This window comes from Candidatus Fusobacterium pullicola (assembly GCA_018883725.1).
Lineage (GTDB): Bacteria > Fusobacteriota > Fusobacteriia > Fusobacteriales > Fusobacteriaceae > Fusobacterium_A > Fusobacterium_A pullicola.
On the sequence record JAHLFN010000078.1, the window covers coordinates 1 to 22,338 of the forward strand.

19 protein-coding genes are annotated in these 22,338 nt (G+C 29.9%); 17 read left to right on the top strand and 2 right to left on the bottom strand.

Annotated elements, in window-relative coordinates; translation table 11 throughout:
• The 11 genes from IAA47_09000 to IAA47_09050 form a co-directional block, all read left to right on the top strand.
• Nucleotides 1–972: FUSC family protein (locus IAA47_09000; protein ID MBU3843099.1), on the top strand; the 972-nt coding region annotated here is incomplete at its 5' end.
• Between the two features lie 109 nt (nucleotides 973–1,081).
• On the top strand, nucleotides 1,082–2,749 hold the full coding sequence (locus tag IAA47_09005) for an aryl-sulfate sulfotransferase N-terminal domain-containing protein (protein ID MBU3843100.1): 1,668 nt from the start codon (nucleotides 1,082–1,084) through the stop codon (nucleotides 2,747–2,749).
• Between the two features lie 17 nt (nucleotides 2,750–2,766).
• Nucleotides 2,767–4,026 carry an exopolysaccharide biosynthesis polyprenyl glycosylphosphotransferase gene (locus tag IAA47_09010; protein MBU3843101.1) on the top strand — a complete coding sequence of 420 codons (1,260 nt, stop codon included), beginning with the start codon at nucleotides 2,767–2,769 and terminating at the stop codon, nucleotides 4,024–4,026.
• 2 nt (nucleotides 4,027–4,028) lie between these two features.
• Complete coding sequence (locus IAA47_09015; protein MBU3843102.1) at nucleotides 4,029–4,820, top strand: glycosyltransferase family 2 protein; 792 nt, start codon at nucleotides 4,029–4,031, stop codon at nucleotides 4,818–4,820.
• Nucleotides 4,817–5,908 (top strand): glycosyltransferase, encoded by a 1,092-nt coding sequence (locus IAA47_09020; protein MBU3843103.1) that lies wholly within the window; start codon nucleotides 4,817–4,819, stop codon nucleotides 5,906–5,908. The genes IAA47_09015 and IAA47_09020 overlap by 4 nt, the downstream gene beginning before the upstream one ends.
• On the top strand, nucleotides 5,902–7,086 hold the full coding sequence (locus tag IAA47_09025) for an EpsG family protein (protein MBU3843104.1): 1,185 nt from the start codon (nucleotides 5,902–5,904) through the stop codon (nucleotides 7,084–7,086). Before IAA47_09020 ends, IAA47_09025 begins: the two co-directional genes overlap by 7 nt.
• A 12-nt stretch (nucleotides 7,087–7,098) precedes the next feature.
• Entirely contained in the window at nucleotides 7,099–8,217 is a 1,119-nt protein-coding gene (locus tag IAA47_09030) for a glycosyltransferase family 4 protein (protein ID MBU3843105.1), read from the top strand.
• A gap of 22 nt (nucleotides 8,218–8,239) precedes the next feature.
• Entirely contained in the window at nucleotides 8,240–9,229 is a 990-nt protein-coding gene (locus IAA47_09035) for a glycosyltransferase (protein MBU3843106.1), read from the top strand.
• 9 nt (nucleotides 9,230–9,238) lie between these two features.
• Nucleotides 9,239–10,018 (top strand): glycosyltransferase, encoded by a 780-nt coding sequence (locus tag IAA47_09040; GenBank protein ID MBU3843107.1) that lies wholly within the window; start codon nucleotides 9,239–9,241, stop codon nucleotides 10,016–10,018.
• 8 nt (nucleotides 10,019–10,026) lie between these two features.
• The gene (locus tag IAA47_09045) at nucleotides 10,027–11,322 is read left to right on the top strand and encodes a lipopolysaccharide biosynthesis protein (protein ID MBU3843108.1); all 1,296 of its coding nucleotides are present in this window, start codon (nucleotides 10,027–10,029) and stop codon (nucleotides 11,320–11,322) included.
• Nucleotides 11,323–11,347: 25 nt separating this feature from the next.
• Nucleotides 11,348–11,617: a hypothetical protein gene (locus tag IAA47_09050; GenBank protein MBU3843109.1), complete on the top strand. Its 270-nt coding sequence runs from the start codon at nucleotides 11,348–11,350 to the stop codon at nucleotides 11,615–11,617.
• 110 nt (nucleotides 11,618–11,727) lie between these two features.
• Here IAA47_09050 and IAA47_09055 read toward each other — a convergent pair whose 3' ends face one another.
• Nucleotides 11,728–12,915 carry an amidohydrolase gene (locus IAA47_09055; protein ID MBU3843110.1) on the bottom strand — a complete coding sequence of 396 codons (1,188 nt, stop codon included), beginning with the start codon at nucleotides 12,913–12,915 and terminating at the stop codon, nucleotides 11,728–11,730.
• A gap of 427 nt (nucleotides 12,916–13,342) precedes the next feature.
• On the opposite strand from IAA47_09055, the gene IAA47_09060 reads away from it, so the two are divergent.
• Genes IAA47_09060 through IAA47_09085 form a run of 6 tightly spaced genes read left to right on the top strand, consistent with a single transcriptional unit; the run spans nucleotide 13,343 to nucleotide 19,007 of the window.
• On the top strand, nucleotides 13,343–14,545 hold the full coding sequence (locus IAA47_09060) for an aspartate kinase (protein MBU3843111.1): 1,203 nt from the start codon (nucleotides 13,343–13,345) through the stop codon (nucleotides 14,543–14,545).
• Between the two features lie 11 nt (nucleotides 14,546–14,556).
• Complete coding sequence (locus tag IAA47_09065; GenBank protein MBU3843112.1) at nucleotides 14,557–15,540, top strand: aspartate-semialdehyde dehydrogenase; 984 nt, start codon at nucleotides 14,557–14,559, stop codon at nucleotides 15,538–15,540.
• A 9-nt stretch (nucleotides 15,541–15,549) separates the two neighbouring features.
• Nucleotides 15,550–16,437 carry a 4-hydroxy-tetrahydrodipicolinate synthase gene (gene dapA, locus IAA47_09070; protein MBU3843113.1) on the top strand — a complete coding sequence of 296 codons (888 nt, stop codon included), beginning with the start codon at nucleotides 15,550–15,552 and terminating at the stop codon, nucleotides 16,435–16,437.
• Nucleotides 16,428–17,126 (top strand): 4-hydroxy-tetrahydrodipicolinate reductase, encoded by a 699-nt coding sequence (gene dapB, locus IAA47_09075; GenBank protein ID MBU3843114.1) that lies wholly within the window; start codon nucleotides 16,428–16,430, stop codon nucleotides 17,124–17,126. Before dapA ends, dapB begins: the two co-directional genes overlap by 10 nt.
• Before the next feature lie 11 nt (nucleotides 17,127–17,137).
• Nucleotides 17,138–17,845 (top strand): 2,3,4,5-tetrahydropyridine-2,6-dicarboxylate N-acetyltransferase, encoded by a 708-nt coding sequence (dapD, locus tag IAA47_09080; protein ID MBU3843115.1) that lies wholly within the window; start codon nucleotides 17,138–17,140, stop codon nucleotides 17,843–17,845.
• A 34-nt stretch (nucleotides 17,846–17,879) separates the two neighbouring features.
• On the top strand, nucleotides 17,880–19,007 hold the full coding sequence (locus IAA47_09085) for an aminotransferase class I/II-fold pyridoxal phosphate-dependent enzyme (protein ID MBU3843116.1): 1,128 nt from the start codon (nucleotides 17,880–17,882) through the stop codon (nucleotides 19,005–19,007).
• 119 nt (nucleotides 19,008–19,126) lie between these two features.
• Here the strand turns inward: IAA47_09085 and IAA47_09090 are convergent, their stop codons facing one another.
• Complete coding sequence (locus tag IAA47_09090) at nucleotides 19,127–22,198, bottom strand: UvrD-helicase domain-containing protein (protein MBU3843117.1); 3,072 nt, start codon at nucleotides 22,196–22,198, stop codon at nucleotides 19,127–19,129.
• Nucleotides 22,199–22,338: the final 140 nt, after the last annotated feature.

Here is a 22,338-nt window from a genome sequence, read left to right on the forward strand (position 1 = left end):
TTTCATAAAGCTTTTGAAATAGATATCTTTCAAATACGTTTTGCTTTAAGACTTTCAGTTGTTTTATGTATATCATTTACCTTTGTTTTTATTAGTAAGTTAGAACACTCATATTGGGTTCCGATGAGTGCTTTTTTAATGCTTATGCCCTATGCTGAGGAGAGTAAACAAAAGATCACAAACAGAATATTAGGAACAATATTTGGAATAATTACTTGCTGGATATTGATGAGTATATATCATGGGATTACATATAGAATTGTTATTGTTATATTGATGACAATTTTTATGTATACAGTTCCAATAACATCTTGGACAATGACAATATATACAACTTGCTATGGAATGACTTTAGCAACAATTACTTTAGGAATGGAAGAAGCAATAATTTTAAGATTAATTTATGTGGCAGTAGCTGTTGTAATAACTTGGATAGCTAATTATTATATATTTCCAAATACAGCTATTAGAGAGTTTAAAAATAGTATAAAAGAGCTTTTTCAAGTGGATAGAAAGATGATAGTAGAATTAAAAAAAGGGTATGAGAATAGAGGAAATATCAATAATTTCAGACATCTTTTGATGGAAGCAAATATGCTTAGTGATGAGATAAGAAACTATATATCAAAGGGAATAGACGAGAATGAAAGAAGATTTTACACTCAAATGTTATTAATAAATCAAACTTTGATAATTGAGATGGAGCAGTTAAATTCTTACTTATACTTTGGGAGAAAAAGATTTGAAGTAAAAGAAAAATTAGAGATTAGAGAGTTATTTCAAAGTTTAGAAAAAGCTTTGGATAGGGTGTATATAGGCTATGTTTTTAATAAATTGGAAGATTTTACAAGAGAGGAAACTAAAGTTAAAGAGAGTGAAAATAGTGGAACCAAGCTATACTTTGATGAGTTATTTTCAAATTGTATTGATTCAGTAAAAGAGTTAGAAATGTTACGTAGAATTACTGAATAGATTCATAAATATGTTTGAAAAAATAAAAAAATTGAGCAAAGTATCAAAAAATATGGTAGAATATGAAATAATAATGAGGAAAGATACCTAAAATAGAAAAGGAGATACCATGAAGCTGACAAAAAAAGAAAAAATTATTATAGCATGTTCGGTTACTGTTATTTGTTTTAGTTTGTATACTTTTAATAAAAGAGATATTTTAATTGAGAAATTAGCAAATAGTCAAATTCTATCAAAATCTTATCAAGAAAGTAAGGAAAAAAGAGTGATAAGAGAGATAGACAGAAAAATAAATAGCCATACTTTAAAAGAAGATATAAAAGGTTTATCTTTAGAAAAATTAGAAGTAATGAATGATATTCTTGATAATGAAGATTTTTTGAAAGTCTTAAATAGTAAGGATAAAAAATCATATAGTTCAGAAAAATATCTTTCTGGTGATATAAGTTATGATGAAGCTGCATTACTTTATAATGCATGTAAAGGATTTAGAGAGTTCTCATTACTATCTGATAAAATAAAAAATTATTTGACAAATAGTTTTCCTAATTTAGATTATAATAAAGTCGTAGATAATGAGGGAAAAGTAGCAGAGCTGATATTGAGTAAGGATAAGTTTTTAAAGTTAACTTCAAATAAAGAGTTAAAAGAGATAATTAGAAGTTTAAATAAGGAACAACTAGATAAGCTTAATGCAATAATTGGAAACAATAGTGATATATTGGAGTTTTTAAATTTTAACGAAGAGTTTTTAAAGCAGGTACAGGAAAATTCTAATAAACTTTTAACTTCAGGATTACCCTTTGAAACTTTAGAGAAGTTTGTAACATTAAGTAAAAAGATGGATGAACTTTCACACTTAGATGAGGGATTTAAAAACTTTATAGGGAAGAATATGCCTGGTATTGAGTTTAAAAAGATATATCTATATGGAGGATTTTATTTAGCTGATAAAAATAGTAATATTGAATTGGAAAAGGAGTATAGAAAAAAAGTTTATAGCTTTGATAATCCTTATATAAAGCTTAATCCATATGGGAGAACACCACTTACAGCTCTTGTGAAAGTTGATGATAGTTTAGCTGGAAAAAAAATTAAAATAACTATATTTGGAGAGTTTGGAAGTGGAAATTATACATACAATACCACTATAAATAAGCTAGGAGAGTTACCAATAGTAGGTCTTTATCCTAAATCTGAGAATAAAATAGCCTTAGAGCTAGAAGATGGAAGAAGAAAGAATATATCAATATTAACAGGGCAATTAGATGATATTCTTCCAGCTATAGTGATAGAGAAGAAAATTCCAGAGAGAATGGAAAAAGGAATGAATTTAGTATCTTTTAATACCAAGGATAGAGCTATGCCTTTTGTTTTTGATATAAATGGGAATATTAGATATGTATTGGATATTTCTTCTACGATAAATAAAGCCTATGTTGGAAAAGAGGGAGAGGATTGGATAGTAGCAAATAATGAGGCTGTTTTTACCTTTGATATATTGGGTAAAGTTTTGAGTACAAGAGAGCCAAAGTATTATGCTGAAAACGAAAATTGGAAGAATGGAGTTTTATTTAGAGAGGTACAGTACCTTCCAAAGATGAATAATCAATTAGCTGTATATGGATTTAGTGATAAAGTAATTTATCCAAGTGGAGTTTTTTCAGAGTTAGGAATTGATAGTAAACAGGAGCTATTCAAAGCAAGATTATATTTTGATAAAAATAACTTTGAAGAGAATAATATACTATCTGGTAGAAGAATAGAACTTTTTTAATGGAATAGGAGAGTGCAATGGAACAAGATAAGGGAACAATTTTAAATGCGATATATATTATATTGTTGGGGATAGTGTTTTATTTATGTAAATATATCTTTATCTCTCAGGATAATCTATTTTCTCTTTATTCTATAATAGGATTTTTCATAATGATGTTGGGAGCATATGTAACTGACAACATGAAATTTCAAAGGTATAAATATAAGATAAGAGGTTATATCTCAGTCATAATAATAGATATTATATGTTTTATGATCTGGTTTTTTTACAGTTGGGATTTATCATTAGTTATTTTTATGCTTATATTTGTATCGTTTCAAGTTTTACTTACTGTACTTATAAGTATAGCAGTATTTAAGTTAAGATATGTCACTATATATGGAAATGGTGAGATGAAAAATAGAGTATTAGATAGTATTCAACATTTCCAAGAGTATCAATATATAGACTTCACTGGAGCAAAGGAGGAATTTCCTAAATTTGTTCAAGAGAATAATATATCACTTATAATTCTATGTAGAGAGAAGTTAGCAAGTAGTGAGATAAGGGAGATACTTGCTATGAAGCTAAAGGGTGTAGAAGTAAAGAGTTATTTTGATTATATGATAGAGAATGAAGGTAAGATAGAGGTAGAGTTTATAACAGAGGAGTGGTTACTTCAAGCTTATGGATTTAAAATCTTACGTAGTCAAATTCAAAATAATATAAAAAGAGTATTTGATATAATTATGGCTATAATAATAGGAGTAATGACACTACCAGTGATGGCTGTAGCTGCTATCATAGTAAGACTTGAGAGTCCTGGACCAATAATATATAGTCAGGATAGAGTAGGAGAGAATGGAAAAGAGTTCAAAGTTCATAAGTTCAGAAGTATGAGAAATGATGCTGAGAAGGATGGAGCTAAATGGGCACAGGTAAATGACCCTAGAGTAACTAAGTTTGGAAACTTTATGAGAAAGACAAGAATTGACGAGTTACCACAACTTATCAATGTTCTAAAGGGAGAGATGAGCTTTATAGGACCTAGACCAGAGAGAATGGTATTTATTAAAGAGTTAGAAAAGGAGATACCATATTATAATTTAAGACACATGGTAAAACCTGGTCTGACAGGATGGGCTCAAGTTATGTATCCGTATGGAGCGAGTGTTGAAGATGCGAGAAGAAAGTTAGAGTATGATTTATACTATATAAAACATCATAGTTTATACCTAGATATGATGATAATGTTTATGACATTTAAAACAGTAGTTTTTGGAAAGGGTAGATAGTTATGTTGACAATTTTTACCCCTGTATATAACAGAGAAGATACTTTGAAAAGATTATATGAGAGCCTTTTAAAACAGAGTTCTAAGGAGTTTCATTGGGTGGTAGTAGATGATGGCTCTACCGATGGAAGTAGAGGGCTAATAAGAGAGTTTCAAATTGAAGCACCATTTGAAATAACATATAAATATGTAAAAAATGGTGGAAAGATGAGAGCTATTAACGAGGGAGTGAGTTTAGCTAAGGGAGAGTTTTTCCTAATTGTTGATAGTGATGACTATATATCTGAAAATTGTGTAGAGATAGTTTTAAGTTATGGAAAAGAGCTACCCAAGTCTATGGGAGGAATGATATTTAGGAAGATAGATATGGAAACTAATAAAATTAGTGGAAAACCATATCCTAAAAAGGTAATTGACTCTTCTCCGATAGAGATAGTATATAATCTTGGAATTGATGGAGATAAGGCAGAAGTTTTTAGAACAGATATATTGAGAGAACATCCATTTCAAGTTTATCCAGGGGAGAAATTCATTCCAGAGGCGATAGTATGGGTAAAAATTGGTCAAAGATACAAAATGAGGTATGTAGATGAGGGAATATACTATTTTGAATATCTTGAAGATGGTTATACTAGAAATTTTAACAAGCTGATGAGAAGTAACCCACAAGGATTTAGAGAGTATTATAAATTTATGCTCTCATTTCCATTACCAATAAAAAATAAGATAAAATTTGTAATTAGGTATATACAATCAAGTTACTATACTCTTAGAGCTAGAGGAGGAGAAAAATGAAAATACTCCATATAATAACATCACTAGAGTTAGGTGGAGCAGAGAGATTACTTACAGAATTAGTACCATATCAAAAAAATAGTGGACACTTTGTTAAGGTGATGATACTAAGTGATAAGGGAGCAGTATTTAAGAAAGAGTTAGAGGAGAGAGGAGTAGAGGTAGTAGTAGCTAAAAATAACTCCATAAAATCCTTTGGAAATATATTCTCAATTGCTGAGGAGATAAAGAGAGAGAACTATGATATAGTACATGCTCATCTTGTACATGCTCAATATTGGACAAGGTTAGCTAAAATATTTGATAAAAATAAAAAGAGAAAATATATAACAACAGAGCATAGTACCTCAAACAGAAGAAGAGATTCAAAGTTAATGAGAAGAATAGATAAATTTGTATTTGGTGGCTTTGACAAGATAGTTAGCATCTCGGAAGCTACAGAGAATAGCCTAAAGAATTGGTTAGGTAGAGATGATAAGAGCTTTGAAATAGTATACAATGGTATAGATATAAAGGAGTTTCAAGATGTAGAACCATATTCAAAAAGTGAATTTGGTTTTAAAGAGGAAGATTATCTATTGATGATGGTATCTAGATTTCATGAATCTAAAAATCAAAGAGGATTAGCAGAAGCTTTGATGTGGTTACCTGTTAAATATAAATTGATTTTTGTGGGAGATGGAAAGCTAGAAGAGAGTGTAAAAAAATATTGTAAAGATAATAATTTGATAAATAGAGTAAGATTTTTAGGAATGAGAAAGGATATACCAAGACTTTTAAAAACAGCAGATGTTGTTGTTCAATACTCATTCTTTGAGGGATTTGGAATAACTGCTGTAGAAGGAATGGCAAGTGGAAAGCCATTGATAGCTAGTAATGTTCCTGGATTGAGTCAAGTTGTAGAGGGAGCAGGGTATCTAGTTGATGTTAATAATTCGAAAGAGTTGGCAAAGGCTATACTGTCATTAAGAAATTTTGGAGCTTATGATGAGCTTTCTAGAAAATCTTTAGAAAGAAGTAAAAAGTATACAATAGAGTGGTGTGCTAATAATTATTTAAAGTTGTATGAAAGGGAGTTAGAATGCTAGGTTATTTTGGAATTTTTACTTTTTTGGGGTTGGGAAGTATAATAGAACAAATGACTGAGAATAAAAGGATGAGAGAGAAAATTTTTATTTTTTCTCTTCTCCTTTTAATTTTATTTTTTGGACTAAGAGGGTATATTGGGTATGATTGGTACTCATACAAACCTAATTTTGATGTCATTCCAACTTTTATAGAGATAGTAAGGGGAGATTTACAAAATTTTAATTTTGGATATGAGATTGGATTTCAGATATATACAGTTATCATAAAGAGTTTTACTTCAAACTATTTTATCTATAACTTTATAAATACATCTGTGGATATGATAATTTTATTCTTTGTGTTGAGAAGATATTCAAACTATCCAATTTTATCTCTACTTATATTTTTTGGAGTATATGGAATTGCTTTAGAGATAGATATGCTTAGAAACGTTAAGAGTATAATGCTTTTTTTACTATCCATAGAGTATATTGAGAGAAGGGAGATTCTAAAATTTGGAGCATTAAATATTCTAGGAATACTGTTTCATACTAGCTCACTACTCTATCTCCCAATGTACTTTATACTGAATATAAAGTGGAATAAGAAGATAATTCTATTACTATTTATTTTGGGAAGCATATATTATTTTTCTGATTTAAGAATTATGATGAGGATAATAAAGGAGTATAATAATATTTTACCAACAGGTGTTGGGAGAAAATTATCTGGATATTTTAGCATAATACCTTTGGATTTTCCTTTAGGATGGAGTGTTTACTATATAGAGAGATTAATATTTTTTCTGTTAGCTTGGAGTGCTAGTGAAACCTTGCAAAATAAAAAATATGGGAATATAATGTTAAATTCATTGTATATATCGATATTTTTCTTTCTATATTTATCAGAGTTTTCAATTATGGCTATGAGATTTGGAATTCTCTTTGTGTATTCATATTGGTTTATACTACCAATGTTACTAGATATTTATCCAAAGGCTGTAATAGTTATTTTAGCCATAGCTATATCAATTTTTAGAATTGATAATCAGATAAACTTTATAGGGGATAGAGAGGTATATTCATACCAAAATATTTTAATAAATAGTTCAAGTGTAGATGTCCAGAGAAGAAAGATAGAACTTTCAACTAAGTATAAAGAGTATGGGCATGGGAAAGAGATATCATTACTTTTTTAAGGAGATGGATATATGAAGTTGATGTTTGTAGCAAACTATATGTGGGATATATATATATTTAGAGCAGGAGTATTGAGAGGGCTTATAGCTGATGGGCATGAGGTGATAGCAGTAGCTCCAGATGATAAAAGAATAGATATAGAGAAGGCTATTCCGGGCTTGAAAGCCATCTCTATAAAATTGAATAAAAGAGGGATAAATCCTATAGAGGATTTAAAATTGGTAAGGGAGTTATATACTCTATATAAAAAAGAGAATCCAGACTTAATTTTTCACTATACTATTAAGCCAAATATATATGGAAGTATAGCAGCTAAGTTAGCAGGAAAAAAATCAATAGCTATATTGACAGGTTTGGGATACTCATTCATTCAAAAATCATTGGTATCAAAAATAGCAGTAGCCTTATATAGATTCTCTTTGAGATTTTCACAGGAGATATGGGTATTGAATGAAGATGATAAAAATACTCTTATATCTAAGGGAATTGGAGATGAGAAGAAAATCTTTATCTTACCTGGAGAGGGTACAGATTGTGATAGATTCAAACCTCTTCCCATGAAAAGAGATGACGAGAAAGTAGTATTTTTGATGATAGCTCGAGCTTTTTTAGATAAGGGATTTAAAGAGTATGAGGAAAGTGCCAGAAGAATTAGAAAAAAATATGGTGAGAGAGTAGAATTTTGGTATTTGGGAGCTCTTGGAGAGAATGCTGTATCTGGAATAACTAGGGAGTATATGGATAATATTGTTGCTGAGGGGGTATTGAACTACCTAGGAACTGTTGATAGACCGGAGGAGATAATAAAAGAGTGTGATGCAATAGTTTTACCATCATATAGAGAGGGAATATCTAAAACTCTACTTGAGGGAGCAGCTATGGGAAAACCTATAATAGCTTCAAATGTAACAGGTTGTAAAGAGATTGTAGAGAATGGAAAAACAGGGTTTTTAGTTGAGGTAAAAAATATTGAGGATTTAGTAAGAAATATGGAGAAATTTATAGCCCTTTCAAAAAAAGAGAGAGAGGATATGGGAAAATTAGGAAGAGAGAAAGTCTTAAAAGAGTTTGATGAGAAAATAATTGTAAATATATATAGGAAAAAATTAGAAAACTATAACAAATTTTAACTAGTTGATTAAGGAGAAGAGTATGGATATAAGTATTATAGTTCCAATCTATAATGTAGAGGAGTATTTAGTAGAGTGTTTAAAAAGTATATATAAAATAGAAAATTTAAGATATGAAGTTATCTTAGTAAATGATGGTTCTAAGGATACGAGCTACAAGATAATGGAAGATTTTAAGGCTCTATATCCCAATCAGACAGTTCTAATAAATAAGGAAAATGGAGGTTTATCTTCAGCTAGAAATGCAGGATTGAGAGTAGCTAAGGGAAGATATGTGTCCTTTATAGATAGTGATGACTTTATTGATACTGTAGAGTTTGAAAAGTTTGTAATTGAAGGGATAAAGTCTCGTGTAGACATAGCTGTAGGAAATATGAGATACTATGTTCCAGGAAGAATAGGGGAGCCACTATTTAGATCTAAATTGATAAAGGAAGCTGGGACAGTAACAGGAATTGATTTTTTATGGACTCTATTTCAACAGCCGAAATGCTATAGAGAAGAGGTAGTAGATGATATCTATAGAAGAGATTTTTTAATAAAAAACAATCTTTTCTTTAATGAGGAGATTGTTCATGAGGATAGTGAATTTACTACTCTTGCCTATATTAGAGCAAAGAAGATAAAGTATATTGATAAGGCTTTCTACTTCTATAGACAGAGAGAGGGAAGTATAATGAATAAGGTTTCTGAAAAAAGTATGGTTTCCCTTGAAAAAATTTGTGAAAAACTTTTCTTAGAGTTTGAAAAACTTAATAATAACAAAGGAAAGGAAGCTTTAGCTACACTTATCTTAAGTTTTTATTCAACTGTTGTATATAAGAGATATAATGGTGGAGGAGATTATAAGAGAGTTTATAAGAGATATAGAGAGCTGTATGCTGAGTTAAAAAAATATGCTCAAAGTAGTATTGAGTATAAGTTACTATCTTTTTCATTGTTTATTCCAAATATGATGAGAAAAATATTGGGAAAAGAGATAAGTAATGTTCAGAAGGTTCCAAAGTTTTAAGGAGGAATTATGATACCTAAAAAAATTCACTATATTTGGTTGGGAAAAAATCCTTATCCAAATCTTATGGATATCTGTATTAACTCTTGGAGAGAGAAGCTACCAGATTATGAGATTATAGAGTGGAATGAGGAAAATCTAAATTTTTATGAAGAGATTAAAAAGAATAGATTTTTAAAGGAGTGTTACGAAAGGAAACTTTGGGCTTTTCTTTCCGATTATTTCAGAATAAAGGTACTATATGAGCATGGAGGAGTTTATTTAGATACAGATATGCAGATAGTAAAAAATATAGATAATCTTTTAGTAAATAAATTCTTTATAGGAGCAGAGAGTGAGGGAACAATAAGTGCTGGAATAATTGGAGTTATTCCAAAACATTCTCTTATAAATAAAATATTAAAATTTTATGAACAAGATATTTGGAGCGAGCCAATATTTACCATTCCTGATATAATAACTAGAGTTGTAAAAAGAGAGTATGAGTTTCAACAAGAGAGGGATATAATAGAGATAGATAAAGGAATGATTATATATCCACCTAGATATTTCTATCCATACCATTTTACAGAGAATTTTAAATATAGCTGTATAAAAGAGGATACCTATGGAATACACTGGTGGGGAAAGAGCTGGGGGCAGAAAAAAGATTTATCCAAACTATATTTTTTAGAGTTTAAACACTATCGTGGAGTAAAAAAGCTATTAGTGGAGTTACTAATCTCTATGAAACTTATGAAGTTTGTAAAGCAATCAAAACTATTGATAGAGTTAAGTAAAAGGATATAGGTGAGATATTGAAAAGATTAAAACGATTATTTGAAGATAGGTTGATATTAAACTTTTTGCACATACTCAGTGGAGATGCCTTTGCTTCTCTTCTTTCTATATTTTCAATCTCATTTATAACAAAGGGGATAGGTTTAGAAAAATATGGATTTATAGTCTTAGTTCAAGGGGTTGTATCTCTTATAGATGGACTTTTTAACTTTCAATCTTGGCAAGGAGTAATAAAGTTTTTTCCAGAGGTAAGAGATGATGAGAATAGATTAAAATCTTTGATAAAGTTTAGCTATACCTTAGATATGGTAACAGCTTTAATAACCTTTCTAATAATTTTAACTTCAAGCTCGATAATTGGAAGGTTTTATAATTTTAGTAGAGAAGAGATAAATTTACTATTAGTTTTTGCTATTTATGTAATATTTAATATACAGGGAACAGCAATAGGGATATTAAGAAGCTATAATAGATTTGATTATTTACGAAATCAAAGAGTAATAGTAGCAATTATAAACTTTGCTCTTTTGGCTGGAGGATATATATTAAAGCTTGAAATACCATATTTTATCTTAGTATATCTATTCACTAATTTTGTAAACTCTCTACTACTAAACTATTTTGCAATGAAAGAATTGAGAAGAAGAAAGATTTTTGGTATAATGAGAACAAAATTACATTTCAATAGAGAGTTTTTTAAATTTACATGCTTAACAAATATTAATTCTAGCTTGGATATCCCAGTTCAATATTTTGATAATCTTCTGGTAGGGAAAATGTTGTCCCTAGAACAGTTGGGAGTATATAAAATATGTAAAACTATAGCTATTGCTCTGGATAAGATAGGGGCACCTTTGTATCAAACTCTCTACCCCTATTTTTGTGAAAAAATTGTAGAGAAAAATTATGGAGATATTTTCAAAAGATGCTTAAAGATATCAGCTATATTAGGGGTATTTTGTATATTTATACTTTCAGGTATGAATATTATTGGTTTTTCTCTTTTAGAAAAATTCTTTTCTCAAGGATTGAAAAATTATAGCTTAGAGATAAATATATACCTTTTTATGAAGTCTTTAGCTACAGTAACAATTATAGTACACCCTCTATTTTTAGCTATGGGATATATAAAAAGTGAGACTAAGATAATATTTATAGCAAATATGATATATCTTTTTGTACTGTTTTTATTGATAAAGAAATTAGCTCTCATAGGAGTGATACTAGCTTATGGAATACAGGTATTACTTATAGTTTTTATGAAAGGATTTGTAATTTTTGAAAAAAGAGATATTTTAAAAGTAAGTAACTAAATTTATGAGATAAAGGAGAGAAATAATGGCAAGATTATATTATATAGAATTTTCACATATGATGATATTACAACAAGTTGATATAGATATGGAAACAGAGGAGGATATAGTAATAGCTTTAGGGTGTTCACTAAATAAGATACCTAAAAAATATCTGACTGCTGATTATTCTTATTACAATGGAAATATCTGTATATTTAGAAGAACAAAGGCTGAATTGTTAATAGCTTTCAAGAAATATAAGGAGAGCATTTTAAAAAATATAGAAGAGTTAGAGAAAGAGTTAGAGGATTAATTGTTAAAAATTAATATTTTATACAGTTGGAAATTTTAATGAAATAAAAAATAAAAAACTTTAAGAATTATCTGTTGAATAACTCTTGAAGTTTTTTATTTTAAAAAATATTATTTATTTAATTTATCATAAGCAGATAAAATATTAAAAATTTGAAGAGCAACTCCTATTTTTAAGCTATCCTCATCAATATCAAATTTATCATTATGAAGAGGAGCAGTAATTCCTTTTTTCTTATTTCCAACTCCTAAGTTAAAAAATGCTCCAGGAACTTTTTCAACGAAGTATGCAAAATCTTCAACTCCCATATTAGCTAAAGTTTTTACATATATACCACTATCACCAAGTAGCTCTTTTCCATTTTCCTTTACAATATTTATATATTCATCATGGTTGATAAGGGCAGTATAACTATCTCTATATGTAACTTTTCCAGTAGCTCCATATCCTTTAGCAGTAAACTCTACCATTTCTTTAACTCTTTCTTTAACTTTATTTTTAATTTCAGGAGACAGAGTTCTTAGAGTACCTGATACTCTTACATTTTGAGCTACAATATTTTCTTTTTCTCCACCTATAATCTTACCAAAACTTAATACAGCTGAATCTCTAGAGTCAATATTTCTACTTATTACACTTTGTAGGTTAGTAACTATTCCACAAGTAGCAACAATAGCATCAATTCCTTGGCTTGGGTAAGCTCCATGGCAACTTTTTCCTTCAACTTCAATAATTACATCGGTAGAAGAAGCACAGTAAGCTCCATACTTTATTCCAATTACACCACACTCTATAGTAGGGTCAACATGAAGTCCAAATATAGCATCAACACCTTCTAAGCAACCATCTTCAATCATAGGCAAAGCTCCTCCAGTTGTTTCTTCAGCTGGTTGGAATAGTAGTCTTACATTACAAGGTAAAGAGTCTCTGTTTTCAGATATAGTTTTAGCTACTCCTAGTAGTATAGCAGTATGAACATCATGTCCACAAGCATGCATATGTCCACTTATTGTAGAAGAGTACTCTTTATTTCCACACTCTAATATAGGTAAAGCGTCCATATCGGCTCTAAGGGCTATAGTGATATCTTTATTTTTTCCCTCAATATCAACTACTATACCACTTTTTCCTACTCCTGTTTTGTATGTAAGACCCATCTCATCTAAAAGAGATGTTACATAGGCAACTGTTTTAGGTAATTCGAAATCTAACTCTGGAATTTTATGTAATTCTCTTCTTGTATTTATAAACCATTGATTATTTTTTTCAATATTTTGAAGAATGTTCTCTCTATTCATTAATTTTCCTCCATTATATGGTTTTATTTTTGAATTATTTTATTATCTATATAGGAAAAAGTAAAATATATTTTTAAAATGATTAGTATTTAATATATATATTTTTATTTTTTGAAGTTTTGGAGTAGAATACTCACAAGTTAATAAAACAGACTGAGGAGCAGTTGATAAGAGTAAGATTTATGAGCTTTCCAGTGCTAAGATTAGATCTGAAAGGTAAAACTGCCGAAGTGAAAATTTTAATGGAGAAAGATTTTTGCTGGGTATATGAATAAGATTCATATAACTGTCATTGAGGTATTCAATGTTGTGCTTTCTGTGGAGTGAAAATGATAGGTATTATATTTTTATATTTATTTATTTTGTCGTACACAGCAGAAGCCTCTGCTGTTTTTTTTTACAAAAATTTGTTACAGAGGGGTAAAAAATGAGAATAGTATTGAAGTATGGTGGTTCAAGTGTAGCCACAATTGAAAAAATTCAACAGATAGCAGATTATTTAATAGAGTTGAAGAGAGAGTACAAGGAAATTGTAGTTGTAGCTTCAGCTATGGGGAAGACTACAGATGGATTGATAAAATTAGCAAAGGAGATTACTCCAAATCCAAATCAAAGAGAGTTGGACTCGTTGATGTCAATTGGAGAGCAACAGACAGTAGCTCTAATGGCTATGGCACTTACAGCAAAGGGACAAAAGGCTTTATCCCTTACAGGATACCAAGCTGGAATAAAAACAGCAGGTGTTCATACTAAAAATAAGATTCAAAATATATCTTCAGAGAGAATAGAGAGACATTTAGCAGAAGGAAATATAGTTCTTGTTACAGGATTTCAAGGAGTAAATGAAGCGGGAGATATCACTACATTGGGAAGAGGAGGTTCAGATACAAGTGCAGTGGCTTTAGCTGTAGCATTAAAATGTGAATGTAGAATATATACTGATGTAGAGGGAATATATAGTGTAGATCCAAGAGTTTATCCAGAGGCTAAATTTTTAGATAAAATATCATATGAAGAGATGATGGAGATGGCTAACTTAGGGGCTGGAGTTATGGAGACAAGAGCTGTAGAGTTAGGAAAAAAATATAATATACCAATATTTGTAGGAAAGAGTTTAAGTAAAACAGGGGGAACATATATTATGGAAAAAAATATAGCAATGGAAGATAAACTAGTAACTGGAGTTAGTATAACAAAGGAGATAATAGTAACTACTATATCTAATATACCTTTCTCTAGTGAAAATGTAGCAGAGATATTTTCAACTATTGATAGTTGTGGATTAAATATAAATATGATAACACAAAATATTAATAAATATATGAAAGTAGAAATATCATTTAGTTGTCAAGCTTCAGAAAAATATTTATTAGAGCAGGTAACTGAAAAGATAAAAGGAAGATTTTCTACTTGTGAGATAGAATTAAATGAAAACTTAGGAATGATATCAATAGTTGGAGTAGGAATGATAAATAACTCTGGCATAGCTGGAAAATTTTTCAGTGTTTTAAGTAAAAATGGAGTAAATTTCTATCAAGTGACAACATCTGAGATAAGTATCTCATGTAGTATAGATAGAGAGAATATACAAAGAGCTGTAGAAGCAGTAGGAAGAGAATTTTCATTATAGGGGGAAAGAGAATGAGAGTAGCAATAGTAGGAGCAACAGGTTTAGTTGGAGGAACATTTTTAAAAGTTTTAGAGGAAAGAGATTTAGGAATAACAGATTTACTTCTTTTTGCAAGTAGTAGAAGTGCAGGAAAAAAAGTAAACTTTAGAGGAAAAGAGTATACAGTAGAGGAATTGAATGAGGATAGTTTCAAAGGTAGAGGAATAGATATAGCACTTTTCTCAGCTGGAGGAGGAACAAGCTTAAAATATGCACCATTAGCAGCTCAAGAGGGGGTATTAGTAATAGATAACTCATCAGCTTGGAGAATGCATGAGGATGTACCATTAGTTGTACCAGAAGTAAATCCAGAGGCAGCTTTACAACATAAAGGAATAATAGCTAATCCAAATTGTTCAACAATTCAATGTATGGCACCCTTGAAAGCTTTAGAAAAATATGGTATAAAAAGAGTGGTATATAGTACATATCAAGCTGTGTCAGGAACTGGATATAAAGGAATTCAAGATTTAGAAGAGGGACTTAAAGGAAATTCACCAAAAACTTATCCACATCAAATAGTAAATAACTGTTTACCTCATATAGATGTATTCTTAGAAGATGGGTATACTAAGGAAGAGAAAAAAATGGTAGATGAAACAAGAAAAATTTTAGGATTACCAAATCTTCCAGTTACAGCAACTTGTGTAAGAGTTCCAGTAATGAATTCACACTCTGTATCTATTAACGTAGAGTTAGAGAATGATTTTGATATAGAAGAGGTAAAAAGAGAGTTGGCTCAAACTAATGGAGTGGTTCTATTAGATAGAGTAGCAGAGAATATCTATCCATTAGCTAATGATGCAACTGGAAAAGATGAGGTTTTCGTTGGAAGAGTAAGAAGAGATAACAGTGTAAAATATGGAATTAACCTATGGACAGTAGCTGACAATATAAGAAAAGGAGCAGCTACAAACGCAGTACAAATAGCTGAGTTATTTTCAAAAGGTATGTAGGAGGTTAGAATGAGCGTATTTACAGGGTCAGGAGTAGCACTAATTACTCCATTTACAAATGATGATAGAGTAGATTTTGAAAAGCTAGGGCAATTACTTGAGTATCATATAGAGAGTGGAACAGATGCAATAGTAATAAATGGAACTACTGGAGAGAGTGCAACTTTAACAGACGAGGAAAAAAATGAGATTGTAAGATTTACAGTTGAAAGAGTAAATAAAAGGATACCAGTTATAGCTGGAACAGGAGCAAACAACACAAGACATGCTATTGAACTTAGTAAAAAAGCTTGTGAATTAGGAGTAGATGGATTATTAGTAGTAACTCCTTACTATAATAAAGGAAATGAAAATGGGATATATGATCACTATAGACTTATAGCTGAAAGTGTAACTTGTCCAATAATCCTTTACAATGTACCATCAAGAACAGGAGTTAATCTATCTATAAATCTATTAAAAAGATTAGCAAAATTAGAGAATGTAGTAGCTATAAAAGAGGCTAGTGGAAATATTTCCTATGTTGGAGAGATAGCAAGAGAGGTACCAGAGCTAGATATATATTCAGGAAATGATGATATGACAATACCTCTTATGGCTTATGGAGGTGTTGGAGTAATATCGGTATCTGCTAATATTATTCCAAACGTTGTTCACAATATGTGTATGAGCTTTTTAGACCACGATATTGAGTTAGCAAAGACACTACAACTTCACTATAACGATTTAGTAGATTCTCTTTTCATAGAGGTAAATCCAATTCCTGTAAAGGAAGCTATGAACTATTTAGGATATGGAGTAGGAGCTTGTAGATTACCTTTAGGTGAGATGTATGAAGAGAATAGAAAAAAACTACATAGAGTATTGGACTCTCATGGGGTGAAAGCATGGAAGTAATAATACATGGAACTGGGGTAATGGGAAGTGTTGTAAAAGAGTGTGCTAAAAATCAAGGGATAGAGGTTACAGGTTTTGCTGATGAGCTATCAACTGAAAAGGGAGATGTAATAGTGGATTTCTCACATTACAGTAGATTGGACACTCTTTTAGATTATGCTGTGGATAGAGGATTACCATTAGTTATAGCTACAACTGGATATTCTGACGAAATATTAAAAAAGATAGAGAACTCAAGTAAAAAAATACCAATTCTTTTATCATCTAATATGTCATTGGGAATAAATCTGTTACAGGATATACTTGAAAAGATAACACCTATTCTATACCCAAATTATGATATAGAGTTAATTGAGAAACACCATAATAAAAAGATAGACTCTCCAAGTGGAACTGCTAAAACTCTTCTAGAAGTTATAAAAAAGAATATAGATGAGGTTATTGAAGAGAAATATGGAAGAGTTGGAATGGAGAAAAGAGAGAAAAATGAGATAGGAGTTCACTCACTAAGGGGGGGAACAATAGTAGGAGAGCATTCTGTTCTTTTCTGTGGAAATGATGAGATAATAGAATTAAAACATACAGCTTTATCAAAAAAAATATTTGCTGAAGGAGCTTTACAAGGAGCTAAGTTTATAGTTGGAAAAGAGTTTGGTCTCTATTCAATGAAAGATATATTTAATAGTTAAGGAGTGATAAAATGAGTAACAATTTAAATACAGCTGAGGAGTTAATAGCATATATAAAGAACTCTACTAAAAAAACACCAGTAAAGGCATATGTAAATGGAGATTTAACAGGGTTAGAAACTTCTGCTAAAGTTTTTAAAGGAGATAGCTCTTATATTATAATAGGAGATAATTCAGAAGTTGAGAGAATATTAGAAGAGTATAAAGATAGAATAACTGATTACTATATAGAAAATGATAGAAGAAATTCAGGAGTTCCTACTTTAGATATGAGAAATATAAATGCTAGAATAGAGCCGGGAGCAGTAATAAGAGATAAGGTAGCAATAGGGAATAACGCTGTTATTATGATGGGAGCTGTAATAAATATAGGAGCTATAATAGGAGATAACAGTATGATAGATATGGGAGCTATTCTAGGAGGAAGAGCTACTGTAGGAAAGAATTGTCATATAGGGGCAGGAGCTGTTTTAGCGGGAGTTATAGAGCCACCATCAGCTAAGCCAGTAGTTGTAGAAGATGGAGTTTTAATAGGAGCTAATGCTGTAGTAATAGAAGGAGTAAGAATAGGAGCTGGAGCTGTTGTAGGGGCAGGAGCTGTGGTAATAGAGGATGTACCAGCTGGAGCTGTTGTTACTGGAAATCCAGCTAGAATAGTAAAAAATGTAGATGAAAAAACATTAAGTAAGACACAATTAGTAGATGATTTAAGAAAATAATTTTAATTGAGCATCAAGATATAGGGGGAACAAAATGAGATTCAACAGTGTAGTAGAGAATTTACAATATTCATTAATAAGAGTTTTAAAAGATGAAGCTACTAAGTATCCAAACTCAATAGATTTAACAATAGGAGAGCCAGATTTAGTGACTCCTAAAGGAATAGTAGATAAAGTGATGGAGTATGGAAGAAATCATCAATTAAAATATGCTCTTTCTGGTGGTGGAGGAGAGATAGGTGGATTAGTAGCAAAACACTATAATAAAATATATGGGGGAAATTATACAGAAAAAAATGTAATAATGAATATTGGGGCATCAGAGGCTCTCTCTTCTGCACTTAGAACAATTCTTAATTCAGAAGATGAGGTGATACTTACAGCTCCTTACTATCCAGGATATCCTCCAATGATAAATCTTTGCTACGCTAAACCAGTTTTCATAGATATTACAGAAAATAATTTCAAATTAAGTAAGGAATTATTAGAAAAATATGTAACTGAAAAAACAAAGGCGATACTGATAAGTAACCCATGTAATCCTACTGGAAATGTTATGGGATATGATGAGATGAAGGAGATAGTTGATTTTATAAGAGAAAGAGAGATTTTTCTAGTAGCTGATGAGATATACAGTGCTTTATCTTTTTATGAATTTCACTCTTTTGCAGAGTTTAGAGGAATAGAGGATAAGCTTATCATAGTAAATGGATTTTCTAAATCTCATTCTATGACAGGTTGGAGAATGGGATATACTATCTGTCCTGAACAGTATAGAAGATATTTTTTAAATACAAGTTTTTATACTGTAAGTTCACCTATGAGTCTATCATTAAAAGGGGCAGAGATAGCTCTAAAAGAGTATGAAGATAGGCAAGATTTAGTGGAGGAATATAAGAAAAGAGCTGAATTTATGAGCCAAGAGTTAGAGAAATTAGGATTTAAAGTTGTTAAACCTAAGGGGGCTTTCTATATTTTTGCTGACTACTCAAAACTTTCAAGTCTAAAATCTTTAGATTTTTCATTAGACTTATTAAGGAAAACAGAGGTAGCAGTAGTTCCTGGAATCTCTTTTGGTGTAGAAAATTTTATAAGGATAGCTCTTACAGTAGATATCTCTATCTTGAAACAAGCTATAGAGAGAATAAAAAAATATAGTTAAAAGAAAACTACTCAGCTATTAATTCAATTAAGGGAAAATTTAAGAATTGTATAACTTCTTGAAGCATGGAACAATTCTTAGTCTTCCTTTAAAATTAAATATAGCTGAGTAGTTATTATTTATAGATTTAATTCAATATATTCAGTTTTTATTTCAAAATTTTCAATATCTTGTCCGTTTCTTTTTATTCTTTCAACAACAGCAAGTTTATAATTATTAAGTTGCTCCTCATTGTAGCTACCAGTTTTATAATCGGCAATATAGATAATTCCCTTTTCCTTTTCATTAGGTAGTTTTATCATGAGTCTATCTATTCTAAAATCTTTAGTTTCACTATCTGTTTTTAGATATATAGGATACTCTCTATATACAAAATCCCAAGAAGTACTAAAGATATTTCTACATTGTTTATAGATATACTCTATATTTTCTTTTGAGAATAACTCATCAATCTCATCTTCTCCCATTATTGAACTATATTTAGCAGATGTAAGTTTTTTAGAGAACTCAATCTCCTTTTCTGTCCAAGTAAGTATATTTTCTAAGAAATAGTGGACAATCAAACCTCTCACTCTTTTCCATTCCAGTTGTAGAGTATGAGAATATATCTTCTCCATTCCTTTTTTTTGATTTTCATCTTTCTCCTCTTTGTGAACAATCTTTGGTGAATGAAGGGTAATATTGTACTCTTTTCCATTTTCAGCTATAATCTCTTCAGAAATATTAGAGATTAACTCACCATTATCTCTATTTTTTAGTAGAGTAGAGAAAATAGTGTTTTCAATCTTTTTGATATCTTCTATAACAACATATATATTATTTTTAGGACGAGTAAGGGCAACGTAAAGGTTATTAATCTCCTCATGCTCCCTTTTGATATCTCTTTCTTGAATAAATGTGATATCACTGATATTTTTTAATATATTATTAAACTTATTATCAGTTATAAGAAAAGAATTAACTGTAGAATAACTTTTATCCATCTCTAAGTAAAATTCCATTCCAATATCTTTTTTATTTCCAGATTTAGCAGGAATAAAGTAGAAAAGAGTGTCAAACTCCAACCCTTTGGATTTATGTATAGTCATAAGAGAGATACTATTACTATTTCCAGTAGATATTTTTTTAAATTTACTATTTTGACTATTCTCTTCATAATCAATAAGAAAATCATTGAAATATCTATAATCTTTAAGTAATTTATAGAAATTAAAGATATTTACAGTATCCTCTTCATTTTGGAATCTGCTACCAATTCCAGTCTTCAATAGCATCTCATATGTGAGAAATTCAGTTTCTCCATTATGAGTTAGATAGTTATTATAAAGTTCTTTTAAAGTGTTGAAAATATTTAGCTCAATATCTTCAAGCTTGATATCTATTTCAACAGAGTTATCATATAAGAAGTTTTCTATTTTCTCTCTATTTTTAATAATATTTTTTAGTTGTAAAGCTGAAAGGTTGATCAAATCTGAACGTAAAAAATCAAGAAGTGATAGAAAATCCTTTTTTACAAACCAAGAGATTAGAGAGTAGATACCCCCTATCCCACGACTTTCTACAATACTAGTATCAGATTCAAGGGTATATGGTATCCCCTTCTCTCCAAGAGCTGATGCAATACTTTCCAATGTTTTTTTAGTTCTAGCTAAGATACCTATTCCATTATAGTTAGAAGAGAAGTTTTCCTCAATTTCAGCTATCATTTTTTCAATAGAGCTTACTTCCTCTTCCTCAGTTAAAAGCTTTATAAATCCTTTTTGTTCATTATCTCTAAATTTTACACTATTGAATTTCCAATCATAGTTCAGAGGAAAAGTTTCCCTACTAAGAGTAGAGATATCTTTGAAAATAGAGTTCGTATACTCTACAATATTCTCTTTACTTCTAAAGCATATTTCTAACTCCTCTTCTACTCCATCTATAATTTGAGAAAGATTTTCAAATAATCTCTTTTCTCCCCCTCTCCAACCATAGATACTCTGTTTCTCATCTCCAACACAGATGATATTCTCACTTTTGTCTAAGATGTTTTTTAATATTCTCCACTGTAATATGCTTGTGTCTTGGAACTCATCTATAAAGATACTTTTAAGTTTTCCATCTATAACTTCAAAAAACTCTTCAGTCATTCCATTTTCATCAATAAAACCAAGCTCTCTGTCTTCAAGATACTTAAAAGTATAGTTACTTATATCAGTATGAGTAAATCTCTTCTCTCTGAATTTAATTTCATCATAGATAGAATAAATCTTTTCAATAGTTTTTAATAGTTTCTCCTCATATGGAATAATAAGCTTATTATAGAGTTCCTTAGATAGGTTCTCTCTAAAATTTTCATATAGGTAGTTTAAATCTTCAATATAGGAATCTACATCCCCTTTTTTAGGTCTTACTTTATTCTTATTCCAAATTTCATTTTCGATAAAAGAAGAGTAGTTTTCATATAGATACTCCTCTTTAGATGAAGAAGTAAAATAGCTCTGAAAATCTTTTTTTATAAGTTCTAAGAAAGGTTTTCCTTTAATAACTGAAACCTCGGATAAGATATCTTCCATTTTTGTTAAAAATTTTAGAGGAGTTTCATACTCAAACTCAATTTTACTATCTATTTTATCTCCAATAAGAATCATTTTCCATCTTTGTTCGATAATGTTTTCGATCAAATCAACATAGATGTCCATATTTTTCTCACTATTATTCTCTAGAAAACTCTTAAAAATATTGAAATCCTCTCTATTTTCAAAAAGTTTCTCAAAGGTTTTAATAAGTATCTTTCTATTCTCAGTTTTATCGATTATTTCATAAGAATAGATTTTTAGGTATGGAGCTATAGCCTTTTTGAAAATTGTATTAGTAAATGAATCTATTGTATAAATTTTTAACTTATCTTTATTTTCAACAATATTTTTATATATTTTTTTTATCTTATTAATATCAAAGTTAAAGTCTTTTCCATAGATATTTTGTATATTTTTTTCTATTTCAATTCTAGCTTTTTCATCTTCAACAATCTCTTTTAAAAACTTTAAAATTCTCTCTTTTATCTCGGCTGTAGCTTTTTTAGTGAATGTCATTACAAGAATATCTTTGAAATCAATCCCCTGAACAAGAGAGGCTATATATTCAAGAGATAATCTATATGTTTTTCCTGTTCCAGCACTAGCTTTTAATATTAATCTTTTTCCCATTAGTTTCTACCGTTGCCAAAAATCTATAAAAATATAGAAATTTGTTTATTTCCTTCTTCTATAAGTCCGATTTTGCCTAAGCTACTTTCGTTTGATATAACTCTCCAAAGGCTTAAATTCGGATACAACGCGTCCTACAC

Coding starts and splice junctions, on each gene's coding strand:
- IAA47_09050 (MBU3843109.1), top strand. CDS start 11,348: ATGGCAAGATTATATTATATAGAATTTTCACATATGATGATATTACAA.
- IAA47_09030 (MBU3843105.1), top strand. CDS start 7,099: ATGAAGTTGATGTTTGTAGCAAACTATATGTGGGATATATATATATTT.
- IAA47_09065 (MBU3843112.1), top strand. CDS start 14,557: ATGAGAGTAGCAATAGTAGGAGCAACAGGTTTAGTTGGAGGAACATTT.
- IAA47_09015 (MBU3843102.1), top strand. CDS start 4,029: ATGTTGACAATTTTTACCCCTGTATATAACAGAGAAGATACTTTGAAA.
- dapA (MBU3843113.1), top strand. CDS start 15,550: ATGAGCGTATTTACAGGGTCAGGAGTAGCACTAATTACTCCATTTACA.
- dapD (MBU3843115.1), top strand. CDS start 17,138: ATGAGTAACAATTTAAATACAGCTGAGGAGTTAATAGCATATATAAAG.
- IAA47_09085 (MBU3843116.1), top strand. CDS start 17,880: ATGAGATTCAACAGTGTAGTAGAGAATTTACAATATTCATTAATAAGA.
- IAA47_09060 (MBU3843111.1), top strand. CDS start 13,343: ATGAGAATAGTATTGAAGTATGGTGGTTCAAGTGTAGCCACAATTGAA.
- dapB (MBU3843114.1), top strand. CDS start 16,428: ATGGAAGTAATAATACATGGAACTGGGGTAATGGGAAGTGTTGTAAAA.
- IAA47_09035 (MBU3843106.1), top strand. CDS start 8,240: ATGGATATAAGTATTATAGTTCCAATCTATAATGTAGAGGAGTATTTA.
- IAA47_09040 (MBU3843107.1), top strand. CDS start 9,239: ATGATACCTAAAAAAATTCACTATATTTGGTTGGGAAAAAATCCTTAT.
- IAA47_09020 (MBU3843103.1), top strand. CDS start 4,817: ATGAAAATACTCCATATAATAACATCACTAGAGTTAGGTGGAGCAGAG.
- IAA47_09010 (MBU3843101.1), top strand. CDS start 2,767: ATGGAACAAGATAAGGGAACAATTTTAAATGCGATATATATTATATTG.
- IAA47_09055 (MBU3843110.1), bottom strand. CDS start 12,915: ATGAATAGAGAGAACATTCTTCAAAATATTGAAAAAAATAATCAATGG.
- IAA47_09025 (MBU3843104.1), top strand. CDS start 5,902: ATGCTAGGTTATTTTGGAATTTTTACTTTTTTGGGGTTGGGAAGTATA.
- IAA47_09090 (MBU3843117.1), bottom strand. CDS start 22,198: ATGGGAAAAAGATTAATATTAAAAGCTAGTGCTGGAACAGGAAAAACA.
- IAA47_09005 (MBU3843100.1), top strand. CDS start 1,082: ATGAAGCTGACAAAAAAAGAAAAAATTATTATAGCATGTTCGGTTACT.